Genomic DNA, 25,099 nt, shown 5'->3' with positions numbered 1-25,099 from the left:
CAGGGGGAGAGGGGGCGCGGTGACGTTCACCGCGATGCACGCGGGGCGGGGCCGGCTGGACGCGACCCAGGAAGACCTGGGGTGTGGCTGGGCTTGGTCGGAGGTCCACCGCGTACGACCGCGGGTGCCGCTCGCGTGTCCGGAGTGCGGTCACGGGGTGCACGGCAAGGTGTCGTCGGCCGGGATGCGGTTCTTCGCCCACGACCGGGGCTCGCCGACGTGCGCGCTGGCGCAGGAGAGCATGGAGCACCACCTGACCAAGCTGCAGCTCGCGCACGCCGTACGGTCGGCCGGCTGGTACGCCGAGCTGGAGGTCCGCGCGCCGGACGGGTCGTGGCGGGCCGACGTGATGGCCTCCTCTGCCGATGGCGTCCGCCGCATGGCCTGGGAAGCACAGCTCTCCCCGATCACCCGCGACGAGCTGCGCGAGCGCACCACTCGATACGCCGCCGACGGCGTCTCCGTGTGTTGGGTGACCTTGTCCTCCCGGCTCTGGGTGGGGGCGGTTCCCTCGGTGGTCGCGTCCGCGCCGCGGCCGGGCAGCACCGAGAGGTGGAGCGTGGGCACCGGCGTGGGCAGGTTCGCGATCGTCCCGTGCCGCAAGAAGTGCCGCTGCCCGCACGGCCACGGTCGCTGGGAGCGCGTCAACGCGCCGTTGGAGGACTTCGTCGCCTGGGTGCTCGGCGACCGCATCGTCCCCCACCGGCTGCTGGCCGACGACGACGATCACCGTGTGCTGTGGACCGCGCCCGCGTACATCGGGCAGGCTGCGGCGTTCGCTGCGGTCGAGCGGGAGCACCAGGCCAAGCGGACCAGTGAGGAGCGGCGACGCCGACAGGAGCGGCACGCCGAGCTGACGGCGGCGCGGGACTGGCGATCCGTCATGCCGATGGGGCGGCGCTTCCGGCTGGAGGCCGCGGCCGCCCGGTGGGCCGAGACGGACAGCGGCCGGTCCGCGTGCCTGGGCCACGAGCAGATCGCCGATCCCCGGTGGGCGGGCGGCCTGCCGGTGTACGTCTCCGGCCACCCGTACGCCATACTGCGCCCGGCCGTCGACCGCACGGTCTGGTCCGAGCTGGCGGGGCTGGTCGTGCTGACCGTCGGCGACGACGAGCGGCGCGCGGTCGTCGACCGCGCGCCCGCCCTCACCCGGGTCGTCGACCTGTCGGCGTGGCTCGCCGACCGACCTGTAGGTTCCGAGTTTCGGCGTCCAACGGCATCGCCGTGACCTGCAGGGCTTCGGCGTTCCGCGCTTGTGCCCTCCGAGCGTGTTCCTGAGGCCCGGGTCCAATCCTCGCCGGTCGGGCCTTATGACGTCGTTGGCCCTGAGCAGGGCCGGCGGCTGTGCTCTCGGAGGGCAGTGTCGCTGCACCGAGTTACGTGCCGCGAGTTGTGATCCTGCCGTGCTGCAACCGCAGTCTGCCAACGTCTTCGACGAGCCGAATCCTTCTCCCGCCCGGACCATGAACACATCGCCACCGCAGCCCACCCCTCTGACCAGGCCGACTTCCAGGGCCAACGTTTGTCGACGTGCGGAAGGAGCAGTCGCTTGCCGCTGGTGCCCGGAATGCTGACGAGATGTGGAAGGCCTGTCCGGCGTGTCGGCGTCAGTCGATGACGGACGGATGTTGCCACGCCTGTGATCGCTGGGTGGGCGTCGGCACTCGACATCAGGCCGTCGTCGGTGGGGTGGCGGCGACGTTCAGGCAGCGGTCGAGAAGTGCGTTCATGCGGGGGACGGGGAGAGACGGGTTGGCCGCAGCGCCTTCGGCGGTGCGGGGGTCGGCGAGGAGGGGCTCCAGGGCCTGAGGTGTCAGGCTCGGGTTGGCGGCGGCGGCCCGCCGCACCGACTCGTCGGGGTCGTCCACCAGGGGTTCGGGCAGGGTGGGATCGGCGGCGGCGAGGGCGCGCACCTCGGGGTCCGGGTGGCCGATGAGGTGGGTCCAGCCCGTGCGGGGGAACGCGGGCAGGGTCAGCAGGTGCGGCCGGTGGCACGGCCAGGTGACGAAGACGTCCAGGAGGAGGCGGGGCGGAGCCAGCGGGTGGTGGCAGGCCAGCCGGATCCGTACCTCCTCGTCTTCGTCCTGCGCGAGTGTCTCGACGAGGTCCGCGGGCAGGAGAGGTGAGCTCGCCGCAACCCGGCGGAGCTCCGGTTCCTCGGACACCGCGCAGGCGGCGAACCAGTCGGGCGACGGCTCGGGGGCCGGCTCGGTGATCGGGCAGGCGCAGTCCGGACCGTGCCCGATGATCTGCCCGATGACCATCTCGATCGCCCAGTACTCGGCCCAGGTGCGGGGGAGGGGGTGGAGGCGTGCACGCCTCCGCACGGCCTCGTCCGGATCCTCCCTCAGCTCCGCGACCAGGTCGGGTCCCAGGTCGGGCCGGGCGGCCACCAAGGCTCGGACCCTTGCCTCGGGGTGGCGGGCGAGCCGGGCCAAGGCGTCGGCCGGGGTGTGGCGGTTCCAGGCCAGCGGGCGCACCGTGCCGTCCGCGAAGCACTGCTCGACGAGCGCGGGGGACAGGGCGCACGCGCCGAACACGGATCCCTTGTTGCGCGAACCGATGGACGACAGCCTGGCCTCCACCCGTTCCGGGTCCAGCACCCAACTGCGGTCCTGCGCGGCTTCCCGAACGGCGGGGTCGGGGTCGTCGAGCAGGGCCTCGCGCTGCGCAGGGGTGAGCGACTGCCAACTCCAGGTTGCCCGGATCCGGAGTCGGGGGTGCTCGCGGTCGGCCATGGAGCGGTGGAAGGACGGCGGGATCTGCCCGGACGAGTCGAGCTCCCCGATGATGTCGTTCGCGCTGAGCCTGCCGTCCTCGCCCCCGTCCTGGGCGGTCAGGAGGGTGATGAGGATGTCGTCCGGCAGCGGTCGTACCCGTCGGGGACGGGGGCGGGGGCCGCTGGCGAGCCACCCGCGGACGATCCCCGCGGGGTCCGTTGCCAAGGGGGCGAGCCGCGCCGGGTCGACGTACCGGTTGCGGGCGAGCGCGCGGCGGATGACTCTGTCCGGATGGCGCAGGGCCGCGTCGATGACGGCATCCGGCAGGTCACGACCCTCGCAGATCAGCGGACCGATTTCACCCGCCGCTTGATCCATCAGGCGGATCAGTACGTCGGAGGGCGCCGCCGGATTGACGGCGAGGCCGCGCAGCCACGGTTCATACAGAGACTCGGACACCGCGTTATCCTGCCATCTCGCCGGCTGAACCGGGTTGTCCGGCACTACCTCGTCGGCGCCGCCGGCCGGGGGGATGTGAGTGATCCCCGCAGGCCGTGTGGGTTGGCGAACCGGTTCCTCCTACGGAGGCCGGGTGATGCGCGGGTGCCTGGCCGGGTCGCGTGCTCCGGGATCGGACCGGGCGTGGCGCGAGCGGGCACCCGAGCATCGACACCGTCTGTACGTTGCCGCCTGCGCCCGCCCGGCTCCAGGCTCGGGGGAGTAGCTGTGGTCGCCGCGGTTTGACCGGGCGGGCCGGAAGCAGACGTCGCCCGCCGCGGACCGGCGGACTTGGCCCAAGGCGTTTGATGGTTTCCGCGTCAGAACCGGACGGGCAGCTCCAGCAGCCCGCGGGCCCGCAGCGAGGGCCGGTGCCGCAGCTGCGACTCCGGTACGTCCAGGGCCAGTGCGGGGAATCGGCGCAGCAGTGCGGTCAGGGCGACCGAGGTCTCCAGACGGGCGAGCGGGGCGCCCAGACAGTAGTGGATGCCGTGGCCGAGGGCGAGGTGGCCGCTCTCCCGCCGGTGCACGTCCAGCCGGTCCGGCTCCGCGAACTGCTCGGGGTCGCGGTTGGCCGAGGCGAGCGCGCACAGCACCGTTTCCCCTGCCGGTACGGTGACGCCGCCGATGACGACGTCCTCGCGGGGGAAGCGGCGGATCGCCAGCGGCGCCGGTCCGTCGTAGCGGGCGAACTCCTCGACGGCGGCCGGGACGAGGCTCTCGTCCGCGCGCAGCGCGGCCAGTTGGTCGGGGTGGCGCAGCAGGGCGAGGACGGCGTTGCCAATCAGGTGGACGGTGTTCTCGTACCCGGCGAAGAGGATCAGGAAGGCGAGGGAGGTGAGTTCGTCCTCGCTGAGCCGGTCCTCGGCGTCGCGGACGGCGATCAGGTCGGAGAGCAGGTCGTCGCCGGGTTCGGCGCGCTTGCGGTCGATCAGCGCGGTGAAGAAGGCGAGCATCGCGGCGACGGCGGCCCGGGCGTCCTGCGGGCGGGCCGGGTCGGGGGTGATCAGGGTGTCCGTCCAGGCGCGGAAGTCGTGGCGGTCCTCGGCGGGCACGCCGAGCAGGTCGCAGATCACGGTGATCGGCAGCGGTGCGGCGTAGGCGGTGATGAGGTCGGCGCGGCCGTGCGGGGCCATCGCGTCGAGCAGGCCCTCGGCCGTCCGCTCGATCGGTGCGCGCAGGGCGGCGATCCGCCGCGGGGTGAAGGCCTGGGCGACGAGCCGCCGGATCCTGGTGTGGTCCGGCGGGTCCATGTTGAGCAGGTTGGCGTCCAGTGCGGGCGGCAGGGCGAAGCCGCGGTAGTTGCCGGGTGCGGCGTGCTGCTTGTCCAGGGCGAGCCGGGGGTCGGCGAGCGCCTGCCGGACGTCCGCGTACCGGGTGACCAGCCACACCGGCAGCCCGTCCGGCCCGGTCATCCGGTGCACGGGACCGGCCGCACGCAGGCGGGCGTATCCGGTGTACGGGTCGGCGATCAGCGTGGCGGCCGGGTCGGACTCGGGCGGTATTCCCTGAGTGGTTGATATTGGGTCAGGTGTCGTCACCATGTCAGCCTACTCAGTGGATGCTCCACAGCCTTTCGGTGTCGCCGCGTGCGACCCGGCTGACGCGACGACGAACCTCGTCGAGCGTAGCGCTGCCGGGGAGCGCCGCTGCTTCGCGTTGGTGGTGATCACCGCAGTTCCACAGGTCGGCCAGGACCGGATAGCCGAGCAAGTAGGTGATGTCGAGGCCGTATCAGGTGGCGGATGCCGCGTAGTGTGCCCGGCCGTAGCCGATCGATGGGGTGCTGTCAGCGGTCGACCACGGGTACTGGCACGCCTCGTGGGGCCCGCGCCTCGCAGAACCGCAGGATGCCCGGGCCGCAGCGGTGAAGCACCTGGCGCTGGTGTCTGGGGCACGGACATCATCTACTACGGCGAAGACCTTGCCGACTACATCAGCCACGAGTTCGAGGAAGGGTACGAGTACCCCGAGACCTGGAATCCGCGGGCCACCGTCGCCTTCTGGCAGGACTTCGTTCAGTAGTCGGGGGTTGTTGATACTGGTGGGCTCGCGCATTCAACCGTCGCGAGTTGACCCACCCTGACTCCGGCGCTGCTACTGAGCGTGACAGCCCTTGGGGGAGATTCCGGGTGTCAGGGGCATCCGGTTGGATGAGCACGTGACTGTCTATGACGTAGCTCGCCAGCTCCCTTCCATCGCTGACCTGCGGAACCTGTGCCGCTCACTGGCGATGCTCGACGCTATCTTGAGCCCGGACTGGGAAGGCCGGTATTACTCCTTCGACGCCGGCTGGGCCGACGGCGAGGAGATGGCCTCGATGCGCAATGGGTCGGGGGACGAGTACTCCATCGTGTTCTCGGCGGCCGGGGCCTACGTCCGTGGCTTCGACCACGAATCACCGATGAGCCCGTACGGCAACGATGGCGAGCCCTGGCCGGGAGTGATCGACGAGGTTCCGGAGGTCTTCAAGCCCTTCGTCGAAGAGCCGGCGTTCACCGACGAAGACGACGTCCCCGTCGTGACGGCCTGCCTGTGGCGGGAGGCAACGGATGATCGGTGGCGGCACGGCGTGATCGACTTCCCCGCCGCGTGTTCCGACCCCGACGGGGCAACGGGCCTGTTCGAGCTCCTCGTCGACCGTTCGCCGGAAGCGTTCCAGCGCTTCGCCCAGGACTACTACGAGGTTCCCGTGGGCCTGGAAGCGGTGCGCGACGTGTATGCCTTGCGACCGCTGAGCCAGAAGCTCGTGTCATCGCTGAACGCGGAGGTCACCCTCGCAGACCTGGCCGAAGACATCGCCGAGACCGGCTACCCGCAGCCGGTCCGGGAGGTGATCTGAGCTTCAACTGTCGGTGAGTCGATGGGGAGTCCAGCCGCCGGATGGTGACGTAGGTGGTTGCCTGCGCGCATCGGCTCCAGGTCCCGCCGCTCTCTCCGAGGAGGCGGCTGGTGGTCTTGTCGTGGTAGCCGAGGGCGTCCGCGACGACGGGGGCGGGCAGTCCCAGGAGTTGTTGTCGGATGGCATCGCTGCGGGCGGCGGCGAGCGGCACGCCGATCTCGCCCAGGCGTGCGGACAGGTGGTCGGGGCGGGCCGGCCGTCCGGCCCGGCGGCCGGGGAGAGCCAGCAAGATGCCTGGTTGGTGGCGGTGTTCATGTTGTCGCGGTCCGCGATGCCAACACGCGCTCCTTCTGGGCCGTCAAGTGCTACTCGACCGGCGCGCCGCAGGCAGCGGCCTCCCTTGTGGAGGCAGCGAAAGTCCACGGGCACGCAACCGGATCCGCCCGGATGCTCGCGATGCTCCACGCCCGGGCCTGCCGTGCCCACGCGCGGGCCGGCGACCTTCGTGCTTCCGACCGAGAAGCCAACGCGGCCCTGGACGCCTATAGCAACGCCATCCCACTCGCCGAGGACCTGCCATCGCCGAACTGGGTCAACCTGGGAGTGATCTACCAACTCCTTGGCAGCTCAGCGCTCAATCGCGGGCATCCGGCCCGCGCGCTGGACCACTTCCAGCAGGCAGCCGCCGCGGGCTTCGCCGAGCTCCACGAGAGTTACGACGGTGACTCCTTCCTTCATGGGGCCGCGTCTACGAAGCGCGCACCGCCGAAGCACACCTCGGACTCGACGCCATCGAACAGGCCGTAGCCGTGCCTCACCTCGCCGTCGAGCACATGGGCGGCGTGAACTCCGCCCGCGAGCGCACCGCCCTGGCTGATCTCCGAACGAAGCTGCGGGTGCATCAGGGCATCCCTGAAGTCAGAAACCTCCTGGAATTCACCGCGTAGCCGGGCCCCGCATCCGCCGCACTTCCGCGCTCCGTGAACTGGCTGTACGCCGTAGATCCTTCCGACAACTCGTGTCCGGCAAGAGGAAGCCACAGGGGCTCCTCCACCCAGGCCGGCATCCTCGCCTGCCCGAGGCCACCACCCGCTCCGGCGCCTACCTCCTGCTCGGCTCCATGGTCGAACCCTGCTTCGAGAACCAGGTGGCGCGCGCCGCCGCCCGCCAGCCGACACGCCGCCCCGGTCCCTCTGACGGGGGAATCCCCACCGAGTCGCCCGTCTCCGGATCGAGCCAGCACTAGGGTGGTCCACTGAGTTCCCAAGTACCCATGAAGGAACGGGCATTGAGCCCGGATCGGACCGCCCGGATCGGACGCGAAATGCAAGCAGTATGCCCCGGCTTCGACGCCGCCGCCTTCACCGGCCAGGTCACCGTCGACCTGCCCCGCCTGGAATTCGAGGCGCGCATCCCCCGCACCGCCGAAGGCAGGCTCTTGGCCGCGGCGACGACCGGCTGACCGCGAGGGCACCCGGCAGCGGGGATCCGCGCGCCGCGAGACCGGCGGCCCGCGGTCGCGGTCCGCCCCGCACGACGACGAGACGGCGCAGCGCCCGGCGGGCGCTCAGCATCCCAGCGAACTCGAGGTGATCCAGTGACCGACCAGCAGACGACAGGCAGCACGGTTCGGGAGGTGACCGCGAGCACGTTCCTCCTTCACCGCGACGCCGGCCACTGGATCGTGGGACTGATCTGGCACGACCGGCTGGGCGGCCACATGCCTGCCGGCGGCCACGGCGAGGTCGGGGAGGGAGTGCACGACGCCGCCCTCCGTGAAGTCCTGGAGGAGACCGGCCACAAAGCCCGCCTGATCCCCGGGCCCGCGGCACCCACCCCGGCCGGCTTTCCCCACCGTCCGGTTCCCGCTCCGTGGTGGATCTGCGAAGGCGGAGCGAGCCCCGACGGCCACACCAGTACCCCGCACACCCACGTCGACCACATCTACCTGGCCCTCGTGGACAGCGCGTCCGCGGCCACCGAGCAGCAGCCCGATCACCAGCTCACCTGGTTCACCCATAGCCGCCTCAGCTCCGACCCGACCGTCTCCGAGGACAGCCGACTCCTCGCGCTGCAGCTGATGACCTGGCTGGACGGCGCCCCCGCCGGCGCCGAGGACGACCCGATGCAGCTCAGCGCCTACCTCGCCCACCGAGCGACCACGGGCCTTTTGCCGGCGCAGCACAGCCAGAAGGAGGAGCCGGCATGATCGACGGCTGGACCACGGTCTCGTCGACCGTTGAGTACACGGGAGTCCGGCTGGTGGTGCGCCGTGACGCGGTCCTGCGCCCCGACCAGAGCACGGGGACGTACGAGTACACGGAGTCCGTCGACGGGGTGCGCGTCGTGGCCCTCGACGGTCGGGGCCGGATCGCCCTCGTGGAGGAGAATGTCTACGTCTGCGGTCAGCGGCTGCTGATGTGCCCCGGCGGCGGATGCGAGCCCGGTGAGGACCCCGTGGCGGCCGCGCGCAGGGAACTGGCCGAGGAGGCCGGCATCCGCGCCGCCGAGGTCGAGCTGCTGACGAAGATGTGGCGGATGCCTGCCGGCGCGCGCACCCGCGAGCACCTGTACCTCGCCCGGGGCCTGAGTCTCGGCGAGCACCACCGGGACGCGAGCGAGGCCGACATGGAGCTGCGCTGGGTCGCTCTGGAGGAGGCGGTGGCGATGTGTGGCGACGGCCGGATCACCGAGGCCGGGACCCTCGCGGCGGTCCTGCTGACCGCGCAGCGAACCACCGCCTGCGCACGCCCGCTCGCCGCGGGCACGGTGTGAGCGTGGCCGGCCGCCACCGCCGCCTGCCCGGTCCTTCAGGACTCCGTTGGGAAATTCGCAAACCGGGTAGGCGATCAAGCTGCCAGGTCGAGCGTGGCCAGGTGCGAAGTGCGGGTCTTGCCGAGTGGGGTGTCGGTGAGCCACGCGTCGAGCCGGATGAGGTTGATCGCGGTGGCGGCCAGTACGTTGCCGAGGTGGGTCTTGGGTAGTCCGGTGTAGCGGGTGCGGCGGATGCCGGTCCGGCGGACAGCCTGCGAGATCGTGCCCTCGACACCGGCCCGGACGTCGTACCGCTTCTTCCAGCCCTCGGTCTGCTGCTCTTGGCGGCGCTGCCAAAGGACTTGTTGCTGTTCGCGGGGCAGGAGCGTCAACTGGCGGCCGTACTTGCCGTTCGCGGCCTTGGTGCATTGCGGCCGCGCTGTGCACGGACCGCAGTCCTCGAATGCGAAGTGCACCCGGGTGATCGGGGTTCCGCTGGGTTTGCGCTGATCGGACCAGCTGACGCTGACCGCTCCGTGCGGACAAGTGACCCTCCGCGTGTCCCAGTCAACGGTGAAAGCGCTCTGGGGGATGTGCTCGCCCTCGTGACGCTCATGCATCGTGTCCGCTCCGACGGGTCCGAGCAGGTCGATCCGGTGCTGGTCGCGGGCGGAGACGATGTGGGCGGCGGTGACATAGCCGGCGTCCACGGCGTGCTCGTCTGGGAGTAACTCCCTTGCGGCCAGGCCATCGTGGACGGTCTCGGTGACCTCGGTGTCGCCAACGGTCGCGTCGGTGGTGACGACATAGGTGATCACATGCGGAGCGTCGATCTCACAGGTCTCACTCAGATGGGTCTTGTAGCCGCACCAGCCCGAGCCCCGCTTCACGCCATAGCGGGCGTCCGGGTCGTAGGGCGAGGCCATACGGCATCTGCCCGGCGGGAGGTCCTTCGCCTCCCGCCAGCGCACCCCCTCACCGTCACGGTGGTACTGCTCCACCCAGGCCCGGCGCAGGACCTGGACGGCGGGGATCTCCCGCAGCCAGGTGGGCGCGTCGGGGCTCAAGACGGCTTCCAGGACGGTGAAGCCGTCCCGGCCGACCTGCTCGGCCCACTCGGTGCGGACGTTCTCCCCTTGGGGAAGCGGTAGGAGTCGATCCGGGCGCCGTAGCGCTCGACCCAGTCGGTAGTGACATGGCCCGCCAGCCACTGCGGAGCCGCCGCGGCCAGAGCCTCCAGCGCCGCCCGTAGCGTCTCGCCGACGAACTCCATCCGGTTCAACACCCGCACCGCGGCCAGAACATGCGTGGAATCCGTCCGCTGGCGACCGCCGGCCCGCAGCAGCCCGAGCCCGCGGATCCGCTCCAGGACCAGCTCCAGGACCATCTCCTCCAGACCGTGCTCGATCAGCCGGGCACGGAAGCCGCCCAGGACGGAGAAGTCGAAGCCAGGGTCGTCCAGCTCAAGCCCGAGCAGGAACTTCCAGTCCATCCGGGCCCGGACCTGGTCAGCGGCCTGCCGGTCGCTGAGCCCCTCCGCGTACTGCAGCACCGACACCAGCGCCAGCGCCCCGGGCGAGATCGCCGGCCGACCCCGCGCTGGGAACGCCTCGGCAAACGACTCGTCCTCGAACAGCGGCCCGAGCGCCTCCCGGATGCGGATCGCCAGCGTTCCTTTCGGAAACGACGCACGCACCACCCGCGCGGTCAGCTCCGGCACCCCGACGTCGCGCCGCGACTCCAGCGACATCCGACCCCCTTGATCGACGACAAGCCGATCCTGACAGTCCCGACCATCCGCCATCACCGGTTTGCGGATTTCCCAACGGAGTCCTTCAGCACAGCGCCTGGCCGATGCCGAACAGCAGCTGCGGGCCGTGGCGGGCGGACAGCCGGTCACGGAGGAGGGCGTCGCCGTCCCGGACGGCGGCGCCGCCGCGTTCCTCTACCGGCACGAGTTCCTGCCCGACGGCCGGGTCCGCACGGTCATGGTCCGGCTGGACGCCGTCGGCATGCCCTTCCCTCCGCCCGACCGCCCCTGACCAGCAGCGGGCGGACCATCCAGCGTCGAGGAGTCACCGTCGTGACCGGCCACCAAGCCGCTGCAGAACAGCGCCACCGAGAGTGCATCGACGTCCACCTGATCTTGCGCCGGGACGGGCCCCGCGGTCCAGAGGTGCTGCTCTCCCGTCGCGCCGGGGACGTGTACGCCGCCGGACTGTGGCACCTCGTCTCCGGACACCTGGACGGCCCGCACGAGGACATCGTGGAAGCGCTCGTCCGCGAGGCACGGGAGGAAAGCGGCATCGCCGTCGACCCGGCGGACGTCGGAGCCGCCACCGTCGTGCACCACCGCGCCCCGGCCGGCGCGGCCCGCATCGGCTTCTTCTTCGAGGTCCGCCGCTGGCAGGGGACGCCGGCCGTCCAGGAGCCCCAGGTCTGCGACGGGATGGACTGGTTCGCGCTGGACGACCTGCCAACCCCAATGGTGGCCTACTGCCGGGCCGGCCTCGATGCCTACGTGGCTGGCCGGCCTGTCGCCGTCCACTTCCAGGAGCCCGGCGACCCGATCTCCTACAGCCCGGACCACCACCGACTCCACACACTCCCCACGGCCGGCGCCCAGGAGACCCCCGCGCCCCTCGTACGGCGGTTCGCCGAGCAGGCCGTCGGACGTATCACCAGCTGGAGCGACATCTCCTGGCCACGCGACGGCAGCCGGGTATGGCGCGCCGGCGGCGTCCGCGGCGGCACCTGGTTCGTCAAGGTCCACCAGAGCGACCGCTTCCACGACCGGGAGGTTGCCGCGTACCGGACGTGGGTGCCCACCCTCGGCGGTGCCGTGCCGCGCCTGGTCGCCGCGGACCCGGGCCTTCGGGCGATCGTCGTCACCGCCGTGCCAGGCCGCCCCCTTCATGGTGCTGTGCACCCGCCCGAAGAACAACGGCGGATCTTCCGCGCCATCGGGGCGCTCGCCGCCGCAATCCACCGCTGCGCCCTCGGCTCCCTGACCCCGGTAACAGCCGCGGCCGCCCTCGGGAAGCTGGAGGGGTACCTGGCCGCTGCCCGCGGCCGCCTCGCGCCCGGCGACGAGGAGCTCGTCCGTGCCCTCGCCAAGCAGGCCGAACGCCTACCCCCCGTTGAGGAGGTGGCGACCCACGGCGACCTCCAGCTGCGCAACCTGCTGTGGGACGACCAGGCCGGCCGGCTCTTCGCGATCGACTTCGAACGGTCCGAGCCGGGCCCCGCCATCCGAGACATCGCGCGCCTCGCGGACGCCTGGGGAGACCGCGCGGACCTGCAAGCCGCCTTCGTGGCGGGTTACGGCCGCCTGCTCACACCAACCGAGGAGGACCACCTGACCCTCCTTCAGGCCCTCGACTCTGTCTCCGCCGTTCAGTACGGCACGACCCACGACGACCCCGAGCTGGTGGAACGCGGGCTGCGCACCCTGGCCCGGCTGCGCGCCGCCCACCGCCCCTGAGCCCCGAACCGAACCCACCCCTGAGGAGCAGCACGTGCGAACCGTCCCGCCCGAGCAGTGGGAGCAGCACCACAACGACGGCATGACGTTCAGTCCACTCGGCGACGACGAACGGGCGCTGCTCGCCGAACACGCCCCCGCGCCCGAACGCGGCCGGGCGCTCGAGGTCGGCTGCGGCGCGGGCGAACTGGCCGCTCACCTCGCGGAGATCGGCTACCAGGTGGACGCCGTCGACCTCGCCGACGCCGCACTCCTGCGCGCCCGCGTCGGCCACCCCGGGGCCGAGGTGCGGTGGCTGCGCCTGGACATCGAGCACCACGACCCCGCCCCGCTCGGCGACGCCCCGTACGACCTCGTCGTCTTCCGCCTGTCCGTCGCGTTCGTCCACGACCGCACCCGCGTCCTGCACGCGCTCAGTCGCCGCCTGGGTGCGGGCGGCACCCTGATGGTCATCACCCCGGTGGCCGCCCACACGCCGGCCGAGCGGCGGCACATCGCCCTCGACGAGGAGGAGATCACCGCGCTCTCCTGCGGCTGGCAGTCGGTGCAGCGCCTGGCGGCGGGTGAGATGGCAGTGCTGGTGCTGCGCGGCCCGTGCGCGGACACCGTGGCGGTGGAGCGGGAGCTCCCGCCGCCCGGGCCGGCTGCGATCGGTGCCGTCGCGGTCGTCACCGACCGATCGGGCCGGGTTCTGCTCGGCTACTCCCGCGACGGCATGTGGGAACTCCCGGGCGGCAAGACGGCGGGCGGCGAGTCGTTCGAGGCGGCTGCGGTGCGGGAGCTCGCCGAGGAGACCGGCCTGCACGCTGCGGAGGCCGACGCCACCGTGCTGATGATGCTCACCGACGACTCCCACGGGGTCCCGCGCCTGACCGCCGTTGTACGCGTCGCCCGGTGGAGTGGCACGCTCGCCAACCCCGAGGCGGACAAGTTCGTACGGTGGGAGTGGCACGAACTCGACGGGCTCAGCCGTCTCGGTCCGCTGTTCACTCCGGCCGCGCAGGCCCTGGACGCTGTCTGGCCCGGCGTCATCCCCCGCCCGCCCGCGGCCCGCGCCTACCCGCACGAGGCCGAGCAGCCAGCCGTTCCCGGGGAGAGCGCCGAAGCCGCACGCCGACGCGAGGTGATGGCCCAGGCCGTCATCGACGCCGGATGGGCGCTCTCCGCCGAGGTCCGCTCAGCACTTCGCTCAGTGCCTCGCCATCGCTTCGCGCCGGAGGCGGGCCTGGCCGACGCCTACCACCACGACCTGGCCCTCATCACCCGCCGCGACGAACTCTCCCGAGCCACGAGCTCCGTCTCCGCCGTCTGGCTTCAGGCCGACATGCTCGAGAACGCCCGGCTGCGCCCGGGCGCGGCGGTCCTGGAGGTCGGCTCGGGCGGGTACAACGCCGCACTGATCGCCCACGTCGTCGGCCCTACGGGCCGGGTCGTCACCGTCGACCTCGACCCGTTCGTGGTGGAGCGCACCCGCCGCTTCACCGCGGAGACCGGCATCCGGAACATCGTGGCGGTCCGGGGCGACGGCGCGCTCGGAGCGCCCGCCGCCGCGGTGCCGCGCGGCGGGTTCGACGCGATCATCGTCACCTACAACGCCTGGGACATTGCCCCTGCCTGGCGCGAGCAGCTCGCCGAAGGCGGGCACCTGGTCGTGCCCCTCGAGGTGCACGGCTACACCCGCGCGATCACCCTCAAGCGGCGCGGCGAGGAACTCGTCGCCCGCGGCTGGACATACTGCGGGTTCATCCGCGACGCCGGCGCCCTCGGCCGCACCACCCCTGAGGCGATGCTGGCCGACGGCGAGCTCCGGCTGCGATTCGAGGACGGCCCTGGCGGCGATACGGCCGGTCTCGACGGGGCACTGCGCGGAGCACGACACGAGGTGCTCACCGGCGTGACGGTCGCTCGCGGCGAGTCGTTCGAGACGCTGCAGCTCTACCTCGCCACCGTCCTGCACCAGCAGGGCTTCTGTCGCCTCGCCAAGGACCGAAAGGTGGATACCGGCATCGCCGACATCCCGCCCGGCGCCGATGCGGCGGCGCTCCTCGGCAAGGCCTCGCTCGCCTACCTCACCTACACCCCCACCGCGCCCGGCACGGCGCCGGACGGAACCGTCGAGTTCGCCGTCCACTCCTACGGCCAGGCCGGTTCTGCCCTCGCCGAACGCCTGGCCGGCGCCGTACGAGTCTGGGACGACCAGGCTCGCGCCCACGGCTACCCAGAGCTGACCATCCACCCCGCCGGCACTCCCGACACGGCCCTTCCGGACGGCCACCGTATCGACAAGCCCGGCTCCTGCCTCGCTTTCCACTGGCACCCACCGGCTCCAGCCCCAGGCCCGGCAGCCTCGACCCCCGGGAACTTCTCACCGCGGATCACGACGTGATGTTCATGGCTGGTGCAGGCCGGCTGGCCGGGGCCGCCTGCCCGAATCGTGCCCTCAATACGGCATCCGGGTCGTCGACAGCATCAGGTCGACGAGAGGGCGGACCTGGGGTGGCACTGGCGGGTCGACACGGGCAATCCCCGACCCGGTCCAGCGGATCATGGTGCCAGGGCGGAGGGTGGCGCCATTGTGGTCGTCAGGCTCGTTGACGATGGGCCGAACCCCCTACGTGCCCCGGCCGGGCCTGCACCGCGGAGTTCCACACACCAGCCGTGCGGCCGCAGCCAAGCATCGAGAACGGCAACGTCGCCGGGTACGGCCGACAGCCTGAAGCTGCCTGAAGGCTCATCAGTCTGCAGGAAACGGGCCGGCCGTCCCGAGCGTCGGCTCGATGCCCGGCAGCCGGACCTGCGCGGATCCTCGGGTCTGATGCCCTCCGGGACCTGCCGCCGCCCGCCCCCGCGGGCGAAGTGCATTACCGCCGGGCGGCCGAGCACCGGACTCCCCACGCGCCACCTGGAGAAGCCGAGTAGGGCGGGCGACCCGGCCGCCGCCGGGTCGCCCGCCCGTTCCACGGGTTCTGCTCGGACTCAGCCGACCAGGCGGAACTTGGTGGTCGGCAGCTGGTCGTCACGGTGATGCGGGAGGCGGCCGCCGGACGTCCCGCGCCGGAGCGGACGCCGGAGAGCCTGGACGGCGCGGGGTGGCACGCCGCCCGGTACGGCATGGACGGCATCCTGCACGATCCGGCGACGGGACTGTCCCGGCCGGCCGGCGAGCTCGTCGCCTCCATGCTGGCCGCGCTTGCCCCGGTCATGGACGAACTGGGTGACACCCGTGCGGTGGTCCCGCTGGTCGACCGCCTGCTGAACGAGGGCAACGGCGCCGAACGCCGGCGTCGGCACCCGGCGGAACACGGGCGCTCCGGACTGATCGCGATGATCGCGGCGGCGAGCGCCGCGGCCTGAGCGCGGCAGCCTGAGCGGCGTGGCCGGACCGTGACGGCCGAAGATCCGGCAGGCATGCGGGCGGGTGCGGCGGGCCCCTGGAGGCGCTGCTCACCATCGACGGCAATGAGCCCGGGAACCCGACCCGCGGACCCTACTCGCTGGTACGCTGCCGCGCGGCAGCACCGCCGCCTGTGGCACCGTCCGTGCACCACGAGGACCGGCCACCCGCCTGGCGGCGTCCGACAGCCCTGGAGGCCGAATGCGCGTGCACCATCTGGACTGCGCCACCATGTGTCCCTTCGGCGGCAGGCTGCTACTCGGCAGCGGCGGCCCCCTGGTCGGCAGGCTGTCCGCGCACTGCCTGCTGGTCGAGAGCCCGGCGGGGCTGATCCTGGTCGACACCGCCTTCGGGACCGAGGACGTGGCCGACCCCGGTCGGCTCGGGAGGCAGTTCCTGACGGTGGTCCGACCCCGGCTCCACCTCGCGCGCACGGCCCTGCACCAGATCCGCGCCCTCGGATACGACCCGCAGGACGTGCGCCACATCGTCCTGACCCACCTCGACCTCGACCACGCCGGCGGGATCAGCGACTTCCCGCACGCCCGGATCCACGTCCTCGCCGAGGAACTGCGCGCCGCCCGGGCGCGGTCCACCCGCGCCGAACGGGACCGCTACCGCCCCGGGCAGTGGGCGCACGGCCCGCACTGGGTGGAGCACCCACGGGACAGCGCCACCGAGAACTGGTACGGCCTGCAGGGCATCCCGATCCTGCCGCGCGACATACCCGACCTGCTCCTCGTCCCGCTCCCCGGACACTCCCGCGGCCACTGCGGCCTCGCCGTTCGCGACGCCGACCGCTGGCTGCTCCACTGCGGCGACGCGTACTTCTCGCACACCGACGTCGACCCCCGCTCCCCGCGCCGGCCGCTCGGCCTGACCGCCTTTCAGCGCCTCGTGGCCATCGACGACCACGCCCGCCGCGACACCCTCGAACGCCTCCGCGACCTGCGCCGCTCGCACGCCGACGAGGTCCGCCTGGTCTGCGCCCACGACCCGTTCGACCTCACCGCCACCGCACCTGCGACCCGGCGGCCCTGAGCCGCCGTGCGCGACTGCAGGAGGCTGCCGGAGTCGTCGACGCCAGAGAATCCAGGCTCGCGCGAGGTCCACGAGTGTGCGTGGCATGCAGGCATCCTGCGCATTTCGTGCACGGCGCGAAATGGCGCTCGGTGGAAGTGGTCCCGCCATCCCGCTTCCGAGCTCGGGCCCGCCGCCCGCCGCCCGCCGCCCGGCGGCGAGGCGGGCTCCGTGGGTGACGCGGGCGAGGCTGCCGATGCCGGGCCCACCACATCCCGACACCGCCGGACGATCAGGCCGCCGTTCATGTGACCGCGCCCTGATAGGGATGTCACGTGTTCGCAGACGCCTCGCCGCTGGCCCGTTCCCACTGACGCGACTCCCGGATCAGCAATGCGAGAACGCCGAGCAGCAGACCGGCCGCGACTGCGATCGCCGGCTCGCCGAACCGGCGCGTGCAGATCACCCCGACCAGCGCGCCGCTGGAGAACGCCGCCACGATGACTCCGTAGAGCTGCGCCCGGCGTGCGCTCGCGCGATCCCTCCGGGTCAGGCACTGGTGCACGGCGACGACGCACTGTCGGAGATTTCCGGTGGTCATCAAGGTGGCGTACGGAGCGCCGTCCAGTGTCGTGAACGTCGAGAACTGCAGCGCGGCGACGAAGGACACGGTCACCGTCGTCACCGGCGCCGGCACATCGCCCGGCAGGGCGGCGAGCGCGGTGAGCAGGGCGATCTCGATCGTCAGCACCAGCCGGATCGGTCGACGTACGATCGTGACCGCCCGAGGCGTTCCCAGCAGTTCCACGGCGAGCGCGCCGATGATGAACGCAGCCACGGGAACGAGCCGCAGGGCAGCGGCGTGCCAGTGCCGGGATGTCACCTGCACGCAGAACAGCACGACGTTGCCCGACTGCAGGTTCGCGAACACTCCGTGGCGGGTGAGCGTGTACGCATCGAGGAAGCCGCCGACCGACGCCAGCAGCGCGCCAGTGGGAAGTTTGTCGGTACGGCGGTGGATTGTCACCATACGGTCATTCTTCCGGACACTGGTGGTCCCTACTTCCACCGCTGGCCGGCCCGCTCCAACCGTCCGAACCGCGCCTTCGAGGCCGTGCGGGAGGTCGTGAACGCGACGGGCGTGCTGAAGGGCCGCCAGAAGGAGGGCGCTGGACTCCACCGTGCTGGACGACGCGGTCGCCACCCAGGACGCTGTCACCCGGCATCAGCGGCGGCCACGGGTAGCTCGCCGTGGTCCGTCCCGGTCCGGTGGCGGGATGAGGCGTGTGGCGGTGTTGTTGAACGAAGAGTCGGCCCGGAGATCATCTGATCAGACGCCAGCAAGGTCGGCATTGAGTCAGCATTGGTCCGAGTGGACGTGGTCAAAGGCGGTCAGACTCTGTGAAGCCGTGGCCGGGCGACAGGAGCCCTGCAGGTCGGATCGGCGTCGCGGCGAGCGTGTGGGGGTGGGGAGCGCGGCTGACCCTGCGGCCGGCTCCCCGTCCGGTAACTACGCAGGTCAGCGGGTGCGTCCGCGGGGCTTGAGGGGGATCCCGGGGAGCTCGGGGGCGGGCAGGCGGTGGCCCGGATAGCCCTGGACGGCGCCGAAGCGGTCGGGGTTCTCGGAGCTCATCCACTCCTCACGCGCTCGGGCGATGTCTTCGTGAGACCGTCCGATGAAGTTCCACCACATATCACGCGTTTGCCGGTTCTTCCCAGGTCAGAGGCCTGGTGGACCATCCACGGTCAGCAGAACGTCAGCATTGGACGGGATGGAGGCCGCAGGCGATGGCGACGAGGACCTTGCCCCATGGGATGGGCACCTTCTTCAAGGAGTGCGAGCACCCGCGATCTCGGTGGTCGAAGTGCCCCCACGAGTACAAGATCCGCTACCGCAGTGCGGCCGGGAGGCAGACCGAGGAGTCCGGCTTCGCCACCCAGGACAAGGCGATGGACCGGCTTACGGAGATCTACCGGTCGAAGCGCACGCACTCCCGGAGCGAGACGAAAGCCGAGCGGATCCGCAAGTACGGCGTGATGCAGTTCGGAGACTACGTCGCGGAGTGGAAGGCCGGTCAGCGCGACCTCGGACCGGCGTCGGTGAGGCATCTCGACTCGATGCTGGAGCACCACCTCTTCCCGGCCTTCCACAGCCGCCGGATGGGCACGTTCGACCACAAGGTCGTCGACGCCTTCCTCCAGACGATGGAGCGCAACGGCGTCGGCCTGCCCACGCAGTCGAACGTCTTCGACAAGCTCAAGGCGATCCTGCTCGACGCGCACCGTCTCGGCCTGTACGACGAGAACCCGGGCGCCGGCGCCCAACGGTCGTGGGGACGGCGGCGGAGAGCGTCAGCGGGCGGTCTCGCGCAACAGGCGCAGGCCGTTGAGGCCGACGATGACGCTGGAGCCCTCGTGGCCGAGGACGCCGAGCGGCAGTGGGGTTCGTGCTGTGCCGCCACCAGCTGGATCGGCGGGCCGAGCGGAGCTGGGAGTCCGCTTGGGAGCAGGTGGAACCGGGATGGCCCGGGCGCCGGTGCTGAGCAGCCGTACCGCAGCCCGGGACCTGCCGGGGGACCCGTCCGGGTTCAGACCGTGTGCAGGCCCTGTGCGGCGAAGATCGCCCGGGCTCGGGCGATCTGGTCCGGCGTGGGCACCGGGGTGTCGGCGAGGGGGAAGTCGAGCCCGAGGGCGCGCCACTTGGCGGCGCCGAGTTTGTGGAAGGGCAGGACGTCGACCCGGGTGACGTTGCCGAGCGAGGCGGCGAAGGCGGCCACGTCCTCGATGTTCGCGGCGGGGTCGGTCAGGTGCGGGACGAGGACGAAGCGCAGCCAGGTCTCCTTGCCGAGGTCGGCCAAGCGGTGGGCGAAGTCGAGTGTGGGGCCGAGCCGTTGTCCCGTCAGGTGCCGGTAGAGCGCGCGGTCCCAGGACTTGATGTCGAGCAGGACGAGGTCGGTGTCGGCGAGCAGCGTGTCGTCGGCGCGGGCGCCGAGGAAGCCGGAGGTGTCCAGTGCGGTGTGCAGGCCGAGTTCGTGCTTGAACCGGTGCAGCAGTTCGCCGGTGAGGGCGGGCTGGAGGAGCGGCTCACCGCCGCTGACGGTGGCGCCGCCGCCGGAGGCGCGGATGAAGTCGGTGAATTTGGCGGCCTCCCGCACGATCTCCTCGGCCGAGCAGGGGCGGCCGTGGCGCATGGAACGGGTGTCCGGGTTGTGGCAGTACAGGCAGCGCAGCGGGCAGCCGGCCAGGAAGGTGACGAAACGGGTACCAGGACCGTCGACACCTGTGGACAGGTCCCAGGAGTGCAGCGTGCCGGTGACCGGTCGCGGAGCGGTGGCGGCCATGGGGGCTCCTTCTTCGGGGCGGCGCGGTGCCGGCACCCTCGGTCGGGGGTGGCGCCGGCACCGCGAGTGGGTGGCGGGGGCTACAGCGCGTCGTGGAAGGTGCGGCCGATCACGTCGAGCTGCTGCTCGTGGGTGAGCCGGACGAAGTTGACCGCGTAGCCGCTGACCCGGATGGTGAGCTGCGGGTACCGCTCCGGGTGAGCCATGGCGTCCACGAGGGTGTCCCGGTTGAGGACGTTGACGTTCATGTGGAAGCCGCGGCAGGTGACGTAGCCGTCCAGCACACCGACCAGGTTGGCGGTCCGTTCTGGCTCGGTGCGCCCGAGGGCGTCCGGGGTGACGGTGTTGGTGAGCGAGATGCCGTCCTCGGCGTGCTCGTACGGAAGCTTCGCGACCGACAGCGCGCTCGCCACGTAGCCGTGGCCGTCGCGCCCGTTCATCGGGTTGGCGCCGGGGGAGAACGGCTCGCCGGCCCGCCGCCCGTCCGGGGTGTTGCCGGTCTTCGTGCCGTAGACGACGTTGGAGGTGATGGTCAGCACGGACTGGGTGTGTTCGGCGCCCCGGTAGGTGGGGTGCTTGCGGACCTTCGCCATGAAGTCCTCGACCAGCCGGACCGCGATCGCGTCCGCCCGGTCGTCGTTGTTGCCGTACGCCGGGTAGTCGCCGTCGACCAGGTAGTCGGTGACCAGGCCGGTCTCGTCCCGGACCGGGGTGACCTTGGCGTACTTGATGGCCGACAGCGAGTCGGCGGCGACCGCGAGTCCGGCGATGCCGCAGGCCATGGTGCGCCGGACGTCCCGGTCGTGCAGGGCCATCTCGATCCGCTCGTAGGCGTACTTGTCGTGCATGTAGTGGATGACGTTGAGCGCGTGGACGTACGTCCCGGCGAGCCAGTCCAACTGCTCGTCGAAGCGGGCCGTCACCTCGTCGTAGTCGAGGACGTGCCCGCCGACGGGGGCGGTGGCCGGGCCGACCTGGGCGCCGGACCGCTCGTCCCGGCCGCCGTTGATCGCGTAGAGAAGGGTCTTGGCGAGGTTGACCCGGGCGCCGAAGAACTGCATCTGCTTGCCGACCTCCATGGCGGAGACGCAGCAGGCGATGGCGGTGTCGTCGCCGAAGCGCGGGCGCATCAGCTCATCCGACTCGTACTGGATCGAGGAGGTGTCGATGGACACGCGGGCGCAGAACTCCTTGAAACCCTGCGGGAGTTGCGGGGACCAGAAGACCGTCATGTTCGGCTCGGGGGCCGGGCCCAGGTTGTAGAGGGTCTGCAGGTAGCGGAAGGAGGTGCGGGTGACGAGGGTGCGGCCGTCGGTGCCGATGCCGCCGATCGATTCGGTGACCCAGGTCGGGTCCCCGGAGAACAGCTCGTCGTACTCGGGGGTGCGCAGGAAGCGGACGATCCGTAGCTTGATGACGAAGTCGTCCACCAGTTCCTGGGCCTGCTGTTCGTCCAGGAGCCCGGCCGCGAGGTCGCGCTGGAGGTAGATGTCGAGGAAGGTCGAGGTGCGGCCGAGCGACATGGCCGCGCCGTTCTGCTCCTTGACCGCCGCCAGATAGGCGAAGTACAGCCACTGGATGGCCTCGCGGGCGGTGGCGGCCGGGCCCGAGATGTCCTGCCCGTAGGCCGAGGCCATCTCCTTGAGTTCCTCCAGCGCCCGGATCTGCTCGGCGAGTTCCTCGCGTTCGCGGATGGTCTCCTCGAGCCGTGCCGGGTCGCTGGGCGCCGCGTCGAGCTCGGCCTTCTCGGCCCGTTTGGTCGCGATCAGCCGGTCCACGCCGTAGAGCGGGAGGCGGCGGTAGTCGCCGATGATCCGACCGCGGCCGTAGGCGTCGGGAAGCCCGGTGATGATGCCAGCCCTGCGGGCCGCGAGGATCTCGGGCGTGTAGGCGTCGAACACCCCGGCGTTGTGGGTCTTGCGGTACCGGGTGAAGACCTTCTCCAGCTCCGGATCGACAGGGTAGCCGTAGGTCCGCAGCGCGCCCGCCACCATTCGCCAGCCGCCGTACGGCATGATCGCCCGCTTCAGCGGGGCGTCGGTCTGCAGGCCGACGATCAGCTCCTTCTCCCGGTCGATGTATCCGGGTGCGTGCGCGGTGATGCCGGCCGGGACGTCGTGTGCGACGTCGTACACGCCCCTGGCGCGCTCCTCGGGGAAGCGGTCGGTGATCTGGCGCCACACCGCGAGGGTGCGCTCGGTGGGCCCGGTCAGGAACGATGAGTCGCCCTCGTACGGAGTGTAGTTGCGCTGGATGAAGTCGCGGACGTCGACGGTGTCCCGCCAGGATCCTCCTACGAAGCCGTCCCAGGCGACGGTGGTCCGCTCGTGCTGCGAGGTGGTCATCTTGGTGTCCTCTCTCAGGCCTGGTCGCCGTAGTAGGCCTGGCGCATCAGCTGCTGCATGTCGGCGAGCATCGGCATCCGGGGGTTGGCGGGGGCGCACTGGTCCTCGTAGGCGTTCATGGCCTGCTGGGGGAGGGCCGCCAGGAATGCGGCCTCGTCGACTCCGGCCGCCTTGAAGGAGCGCGGGATGCCGGCCCTGTCACGCAGGTCCTCTACTGCCGCCGCGAGGGCTTCGACGCCCTGGTCGGGGGTGGCGGCCGGCAGGCCGAGCATCCGGGCGATGGCCTGGTAGCGCTCGGGGGCGGTGTAGTGCTGGTGCTTGGGCCAGCCGGTGACCTTGGCCGGGGCGGAGCCGTTCCAGCGGATCACGTGCGGTAGCAGCAGGGCGTTGGTGCGGCCGTGGGCGACGTGGAAGGTCGCGCCGAGGGTGTGGGCCATGGCGTGTACGGCGCCGAGGAAGGCGGAGCCGAAGGCCATCCCGGCGATCGTGCCGGCGTTGTGCATCCGCTCGCGGGCGAAGGGGTCGTCCGGGCCGTTCAGTACCGCGCGCTCCAGGTTGTCGAAGATCAGCCGGATGCCCTGGAGCGCGAGTCCGTCGGTGAAGTCGTTGGCGTAGACGGACACGTAGGTCTCGATGCAGTGGGTGAGGGCGTCGAAGCCGGTGTCCGCGGTCACGTGCTTCGGCAGGCCGGTGGTGAGCGCCGGGTCCACGATGGCTACGCTCGGGGTGAGCGCGTAGTCCGCGAGCGGGTACTTCTGACCGGTGGCGGTGTCGGTGATCACCGCGAACGGGGTGACCTCGCTGCCGGTGCCCGAGGTGGTGGGGACGCACACCAGTTTCGCCTTCTCCCCGAGGTCGGGGAAGGTGAAGGCGCGCTTGCGGATGTCGAAGAACTTCTCCTTCAGGTCCGCGAATTCGACCTCCGGGTGCTCGTACATCAGCCACATCACCTTGGCGGCGTCCATCGGCGAACCGCCGCCCAGGGCGACGATGGTGTCCGGCTCGAACTCGCGCATCAGGGCGGCGCCCTCGCGGACGGTGTCGATGCTCGGGTTCGGTTCGACGGAGTCGATGACCCGCACCTCGACCGGGTCGCGTCGGCGGTCGAGCACGCCCCGGATCCGCTCCAGGTGGCCGATGTCCACCATGGTCCGGTCGGTCACGACGACGATGCGGCGCGCACGGGGCATGCTGGCCAGGTACTTGATCGAGTTGCGCTCGAAGTAGATCTTCGGAGGGACCTTGAACCACTGCATATTGGTGTTGCGCCGCCCGATCCGCTTGATGTTGACGAGGTTCAGCGCCGAGATGTTCCCGGACACCGAGTTGTGCCCGTAGCTGCCGCAGCCCAGGGTCAGCGAGGGCGTGAAGGCGTTGTAGACGTCGCCGATGCCGCCCTGCGAGCTGGGCGCGTTCCAGATGATCCGGCAGGCCTTTACCGCGTGCCCGAACTCCTCGACGAACGCCGCGTCCTCGGTGTGCACCGCCGCCGAGTGCCCGAGGCCGTTGAACTCCACCATGGTGGCGGCCAGTTCGACGCCTTCCGTGCGGGAGCGGGCGGTGAGCACGGCCAGGACCGGGCAGAGCTTCTCCCGGGTCAGCGGCTCCTCGGGCCCGACCCGCTCGCAGTCGACGAGGATCACCGAGGTCTGCGCCGGCACCTCGAAGCCCGCCGCCTCCGCGACCTGCGCCGCCGAGCGGCCCACGGCCTCGGCGTTCAATCGGTCGCCAGCGCACGCCGTGCCGTCCCCGGCCCCGAACAGGTACCGCTCCAGCAGCGCCTTCTCGTCGGCGCTCGCGTGGTGCGCCTTCAGCTTTCGGAACTCGGCGAGCGCCGCCTCCCGGATCTCCTCGTCCAGCACGACGGCCTGCTCGGAGGCGCAGATCATGCCGTTGTCGAAGGACTTCGACAGCACGATGTCGTTCACCGCCCGCTTCAGGTCCGCGCTCCGCTCCACGTACGCGGGGACGTTGCCCGCGCCAACGCCCAGGGCCGGCTTGCCGCAGGAGTACGCGGCCCGCACCATCGCGTTGCCGCCGGTGGCCAGGATCGTCGCGACGTCCGGATGGTTCATCAGGGCGTGGGTGGTGTCCATCGACGGTTCCGCGATCCACTGGATGCAGTGCGCCGGGGCGCCGGCCGCCACCGCCGCGTCCCGGACGACCCGGGCCGCCTCGGCCGAGCAGCGTTGGGCCGACGGGTGGAAGGCGAACACGATCGGGTTGCGGGTCTTGAGCGCGAGCAGGCACTTGAAGATCGTGGTGGAGGTCGGGTTGGTCACCGGAGTGATGCCGGCGACCACCCCCACCGGCTCGGCGATCTCCACGATGCCGTCGATCTCGTCGCGGTTCACCACCCCGACCGTCCTGGTCCGGGCCATCACGTGGGTGACGTTCTCGCAGGCGAAGACGTTCTTCACCGCCTTGTCCTCGAAGACCCCGCGCCCGGTCTCCTCCACGGCCAGCACGGCGAGCCCGGTGTGCTCGGCCAACGCTGCCAGCGAGGCCTTCTTGACGATGTGATCGACCTGCTCCTGGGTGAACGAGGCGTACGCGGCCAGCGCTTCGAGTGCGTTCCGCACCAGCCGGTCGACGGCGGTGGGCGGCTGGGGCGTGAGGCTGGGAAGGCTGTTGCTCGCGGGAGCCGCCTTCGGCTCGTGTTGCGGGCGACGTGCCATGGTGGACTACCTCTCCGGATCAT

At 71.3% G+C, this 25,099-nt stretch carries 18 protein-coding genes and 3 pseudogenes; 12 read left to right on the top strand and 9 right to left on the bottom strand.

Annotated elements, in window-relative coordinates:
* Window positions 1-34 precede the first annotated feature (34 nt).
* Window positions 35-1,228, top strand: a complete 1,194-nt coding sequence (locus tag RMN57_RS01110; RefSeq protein ID WP_313767680.1) for a competence protein CoiA family protein — start codon at window positions 35-37, stop codon at window positions 1,226-1,228.
* A 442-nt stretch (window positions 1,229-1,670) separates the two neighbouring features.
* Here RMN57_RS01110 and RMN57_RS01105 read toward each other — a convergent pair whose 3' ends face one another.
* Both RMN57_RS01105 and RMN57_RS01100 read right to left on the bottom strand, forming a co-directional pair.
* Complete coding sequence (locus RMN57_RS01105; RefSeq protein ID WP_313761435.1) at window positions 1,671-3,179, bottom strand: hypothetical protein; 1,509 nt, start codon at window positions 3,177-3,179, stop codon at window positions 1,671-1,673.
* Between the two features lie 359 nt (window positions 3,180-3,538).
* Window positions 3,539-4,762, bottom strand: coding sequence for a cytochrome P450 (locus tag RMN57_RS01100; RefSeq protein ID WP_313761434.1), 1,224 nt, complete (start codon window positions 4,760-4,762; stop codon window positions 3,539-3,541).
* Between RMN57_RS01100 and RMN57_RS01095 the strand changes: the two genes are divergently transcribed.
* Both RMN57_RS01095 and RMN57_RS01090 read left to right on the top strand, forming a co-directional pair.
* Complete coding sequence (locus RMN57_RS01095) at window positions 4,761-5,243, top strand: hypothetical protein (RefSeq protein ID WP_313761433.1); 483 nt, start codon at window positions 4,761-4,763, stop codon at window positions 5,241-5,243. The two genes, RMN57_RS01100 and RMN57_RS01095, sit on opposite strands and share 2 nt — an antisense overlap.
* A gap of 136 nt (window positions 5,244-5,379) precedes the next feature.
* On the top strand, window positions 5,380-6,060 hold the full coding sequence (locus RMN57_RS01090) for a hypothetical protein (RefSeq protein WP_313761432.1): 681 nt from the start codon (window positions 5,380-5,382) through the stop codon (window positions 6,058-6,060).
* Window positions 6,061-6,794: 734 nt separating this feature from the next.
* On the opposite strand, the gene RMN57_RS01085 is transcribed toward RMN57_RS01090, so the two are convergent.
* Entirely contained in the window at window positions 6,795-6,962 is a 168-nt protein-coding gene (locus RMN57_RS01085) for a hypothetical protein (RefSeq protein WP_313761431.1), read from the bottom strand.
* Between the two features lie 371 nt (window positions 6,963-7,333).
* Between RMN57_RS01085 and RMN57_RS01080 the strand changes: the two genes are divergently transcribed.
* The 3 genes from RMN57_RS01080 to RMN57_RS01070 all read left to right on the top strand — a co-directional run bounded on the left by RMN57_RS01080 (window position 7,334) and on the right by RMN57_RS01070 (window position 8,835).
* Window positions 7,334-7,522, top strand: a complete 189-nt coding sequence (locus RMN57_RS01080; protein ID WP_313761430.1) for a hypothetical protein — start codon at window positions 7,334-7,336, stop codon at window positions 7,520-7,522.
* A gap of 174 nt (window positions 7,523-7,696) precedes the next feature.
* Entirely contained in the window at window positions 7,697-8,269 is a 573-nt protein-coding gene (locus tag RMN57_RS01075; protein ID WP_313761429.1) for an NUDIX domain-containing protein, read from the top strand.
* The gene (locus RMN57_RS01070; protein ID WP_313761428.1) at window positions 8,266-8,835 is read left to right on the top strand and encodes an NUDIX hydrolase; all 570 of its coding nucleotides are present in this window, start codon (window positions 8,266-8,268) and stop codon (window positions 8,833-8,835) included. The genes RMN57_RS01075 and RMN57_RS01070 overlap by 4 nt, the downstream gene beginning before the upstream one ends.
* Window positions 8,836-8,909: 74 nt before the next feature.
* Here the strand turns inward: RMN57_RS01070 and RMN57_RS01065 are convergent.
* Window positions 8,910-10,564, bottom strand: a pseudogene (locus RMN57_RS01065) (IS1182 family transposase).
* 61 nt (window positions 10,565-10,625) lie between these two features.
* On the opposite strand from RMN57_RS01065, the gene RMN57_RS01060 reads away from it, so the two are divergent.
* The 5 genes from RMN57_RS01060 (at window position 10,626) to RMN57_RS01040 (ending at window position 16,733) form a co-directional block, all read left to right on the top strand.
* Window positions 10,626-10,856, top strand: coding sequence for a hypothetical protein (locus tag RMN57_RS01060; protein ID WP_313761427.1), 231 nt, complete (start codon window positions 10,626-10,628; stop codon window positions 10,854-10,856).
* Between the two features lie 41 nt (window positions 10,857-10,897).
* On the top strand, window positions 10,898-12,298 hold the full coding sequence (locus RMN57_RS01055) for a phosphotransferase (protein WP_313761426.1): 1,401 nt from the start codon (window positions 10,898-10,900) through the stop codon (window positions 12,296-12,298).
* 34 nt (window positions 12,299-12,332) lie between these two features.
* Window positions 12,333-14,684, top strand: a complete 2,352-nt coding sequence (gene fxlM / locus RMN57_RS01050; RefSeq protein ID WP_313761425.1) for a methyltransferase, FxLD system — start codon at window positions 12,333-12,335, stop codon at window positions 14,682-14,684.
* 638 nt (window positions 14,685-15,322) lie between these two features.
* Window positions 15,323-15,652, top strand: a complete 330-nt coding sequence (locus RMN57_RS01045) for a hypothetical protein (RefSeq protein WP_313761424.1) — start codon at window positions 15,323-15,325, stop codon at window positions 15,650-15,652.
* 241 nt (window positions 15,653-15,893) lie between these two features.
* On the top strand, window positions 15,894-16,733 hold the full coding sequence (locus RMN57_RS01040) for an MBL fold metallo-hydrolase (protein ID WP_313761423.1): 840 nt from the start codon (window positions 15,894-15,896) through the stop codon (window positions 16,731-16,733).
* Window positions 16,734-17,043: 310 nt separating this feature from the next.
* Here RMN57_RS01040 and RMN57_RS01035 read toward each other — a convergent pair whose 3' ends face one another.
* Window positions 17,044-17,742: a YoaK family protein gene (locus RMN57_RS01035; protein WP_313761422.1), complete on the bottom strand. Its 699-nt coding sequence runs from the start codon at window positions 17,740-17,742 to the stop codon at window positions 17,044-17,046.
* Window positions 17,743-17,772: 30 nt separating this feature from the next.
* Here RMN57_RS01035 and RMN57_RS36965 point away from each other — a divergent pair.
* Window positions 17,773-17,989: pseudogene (locus tag RMN57_RS36965) on the top strand (IS5/IS1182 family transposase); the annotation flags it as partial.
* Window positions 17,990-18,231: 242 nt separating this feature from the next.
* On the opposite strand, the pseudogene RMN57_RS01030 reads toward RMN57_RS36965, so the two are convergent.
* The 4 genes and pseudogenes from RMN57_RS01030 to adhE form a co-directional block, all read right to left on the bottom strand.
* Window positions 18,232-18,405: pseudogene (locus tag RMN57_RS01030) on the bottom strand (pirin family protein); the annotation flags it as partial.
* A gap of 895 nt (window positions 18,406-19,300) precedes the next feature.
* Window positions 19,301-20,053, bottom strand: coding sequence for a pyruvate formate-lyase-activating protein (gene pflA, locus RMN57_RS01025; protein WP_313761421.1), 753 nt, complete (start codon window positions 20,051-20,053; stop codon window positions 19,301-19,303).
* Window positions 20,054-20,133: 80 nt separating this feature from the next.
* Window positions 20,134-22,398 carry a formate C-acetyltransferase gene (gene pflB, locus RMN57_RS01020; RefSeq protein WP_313761420.1) on the bottom strand — a complete coding sequence of 755 codons (2,265 nt, stop codon included), beginning with the start codon at window positions 22,396-22,398 and terminating at the stop codon, window positions 20,134-20,136.
* Window positions 22,399-22,412: 14 nt separating this feature from the next.
* Window positions 22,413-25,076: a bifunctional acetaldehyde-CoA/alcohol dehydrogenase gene (gene adhE / locus RMN57_RS01015; protein ID WP_313761419.1), complete on the bottom strand. Its 2,664-nt coding sequence runs from the start codon at window positions 25,074-25,076 to the stop codon at window positions 22,413-22,415.
* Window positions 25,077-25,099: the final 23 nt, after the last annotated feature.

This window comes from Kitasatospora sp. CM 4170 (genome assembly GCF_032110285.1).
Lineage (GTDB): Bacteria > Actinomycetota > Actinomycetes > Streptomycetales > Streptomycetaceae > Kitasatospora > Kitasatospora aburaviensis.
The sequence above is the reverse complement of the archived record's forward strand: the minus strand, read 5'-3'. Positions and strand labels throughout refer to the sequence as shown.

Coding starts and splice junctions, on each gene's coding strand:
- RMN57_RS01110 (WP_313767680.1), top strand. CDS start 35: ATGCACGCGGGGCGGGGCCGGCTGGACGCGACCCAGGAAGACCTGGGG.
- RMN57_RS01095 (WP_313761433.1), top strand. CDS start 4,761: ATGTCAGCCTACTCAGTGGATGCTCCACAGCCTTTCGGTGTCGCCGCG.
- RMN57_RS01100 (WP_313761434.1), bottom strand. CDS start 4,762: ATGGTGACGACACCTGACCCAATATCAACCACTCAGGGAATACCGCCC.
- RMN57_RS01085 (WP_313761431.1), bottom strand. CDS start 6,962: ATGCACCCGCAGCTTCGTTCGGAGATCAGCCAGGGCGGTGCGCTCGCG.
- RMN57_RS01080 (WP_313761430.1), top strand. CDS start 7,334: ATGAAGGAACGGGCATTGAGCCCGGATCGGACCGCCCGGATCGGACGC.
- RMN57_RS01070 (WP_313761428.1), top strand. CDS start 8,266: ATGATCGACGGCTGGACCACGGTCTCGTCGACCGTTGAGTACACGGGA.
- RMN57_RS01045 (WP_313761424.1), top strand. CDS start 15,323: ATGCGGGAGGCGGCCGCCGGACGTCCCGCGCCGGAGCGGACGCCGGAG.
- RMN57_RS01040 (WP_313761423.1), top strand. CDS start 15,894: ATGCGCGTGCACCATCTGGACTGCGCCACCATGTGTCCCTTCGGCGGC.
- RMN57_RS01035 (WP_313761422.1), bottom strand. CDS start 17,742: ATGGTGACAATCCACCGCCGTACCGACAAACTTCCCACTGGCGCGCTG.
- pflA (WP_313761421.1), bottom strand. CDS start 20,053: ATGGCCGCCACCGCTCCGCGACCGGTCACCGGCACGCTGCACTCCTGG.
- pflB (WP_313761420.1), bottom strand. CDS start 22,398: ATGACCACCTCGCAGCACGAGCGGACCACCGTCGCCTGGGACGGCTTC.
- adhE (WP_313761419.1), bottom strand. CDS start 25,076: ATGGCACGTCGCCCGCAACACGAGCCGAAGGCGGCTCCCGCGAGCAAC.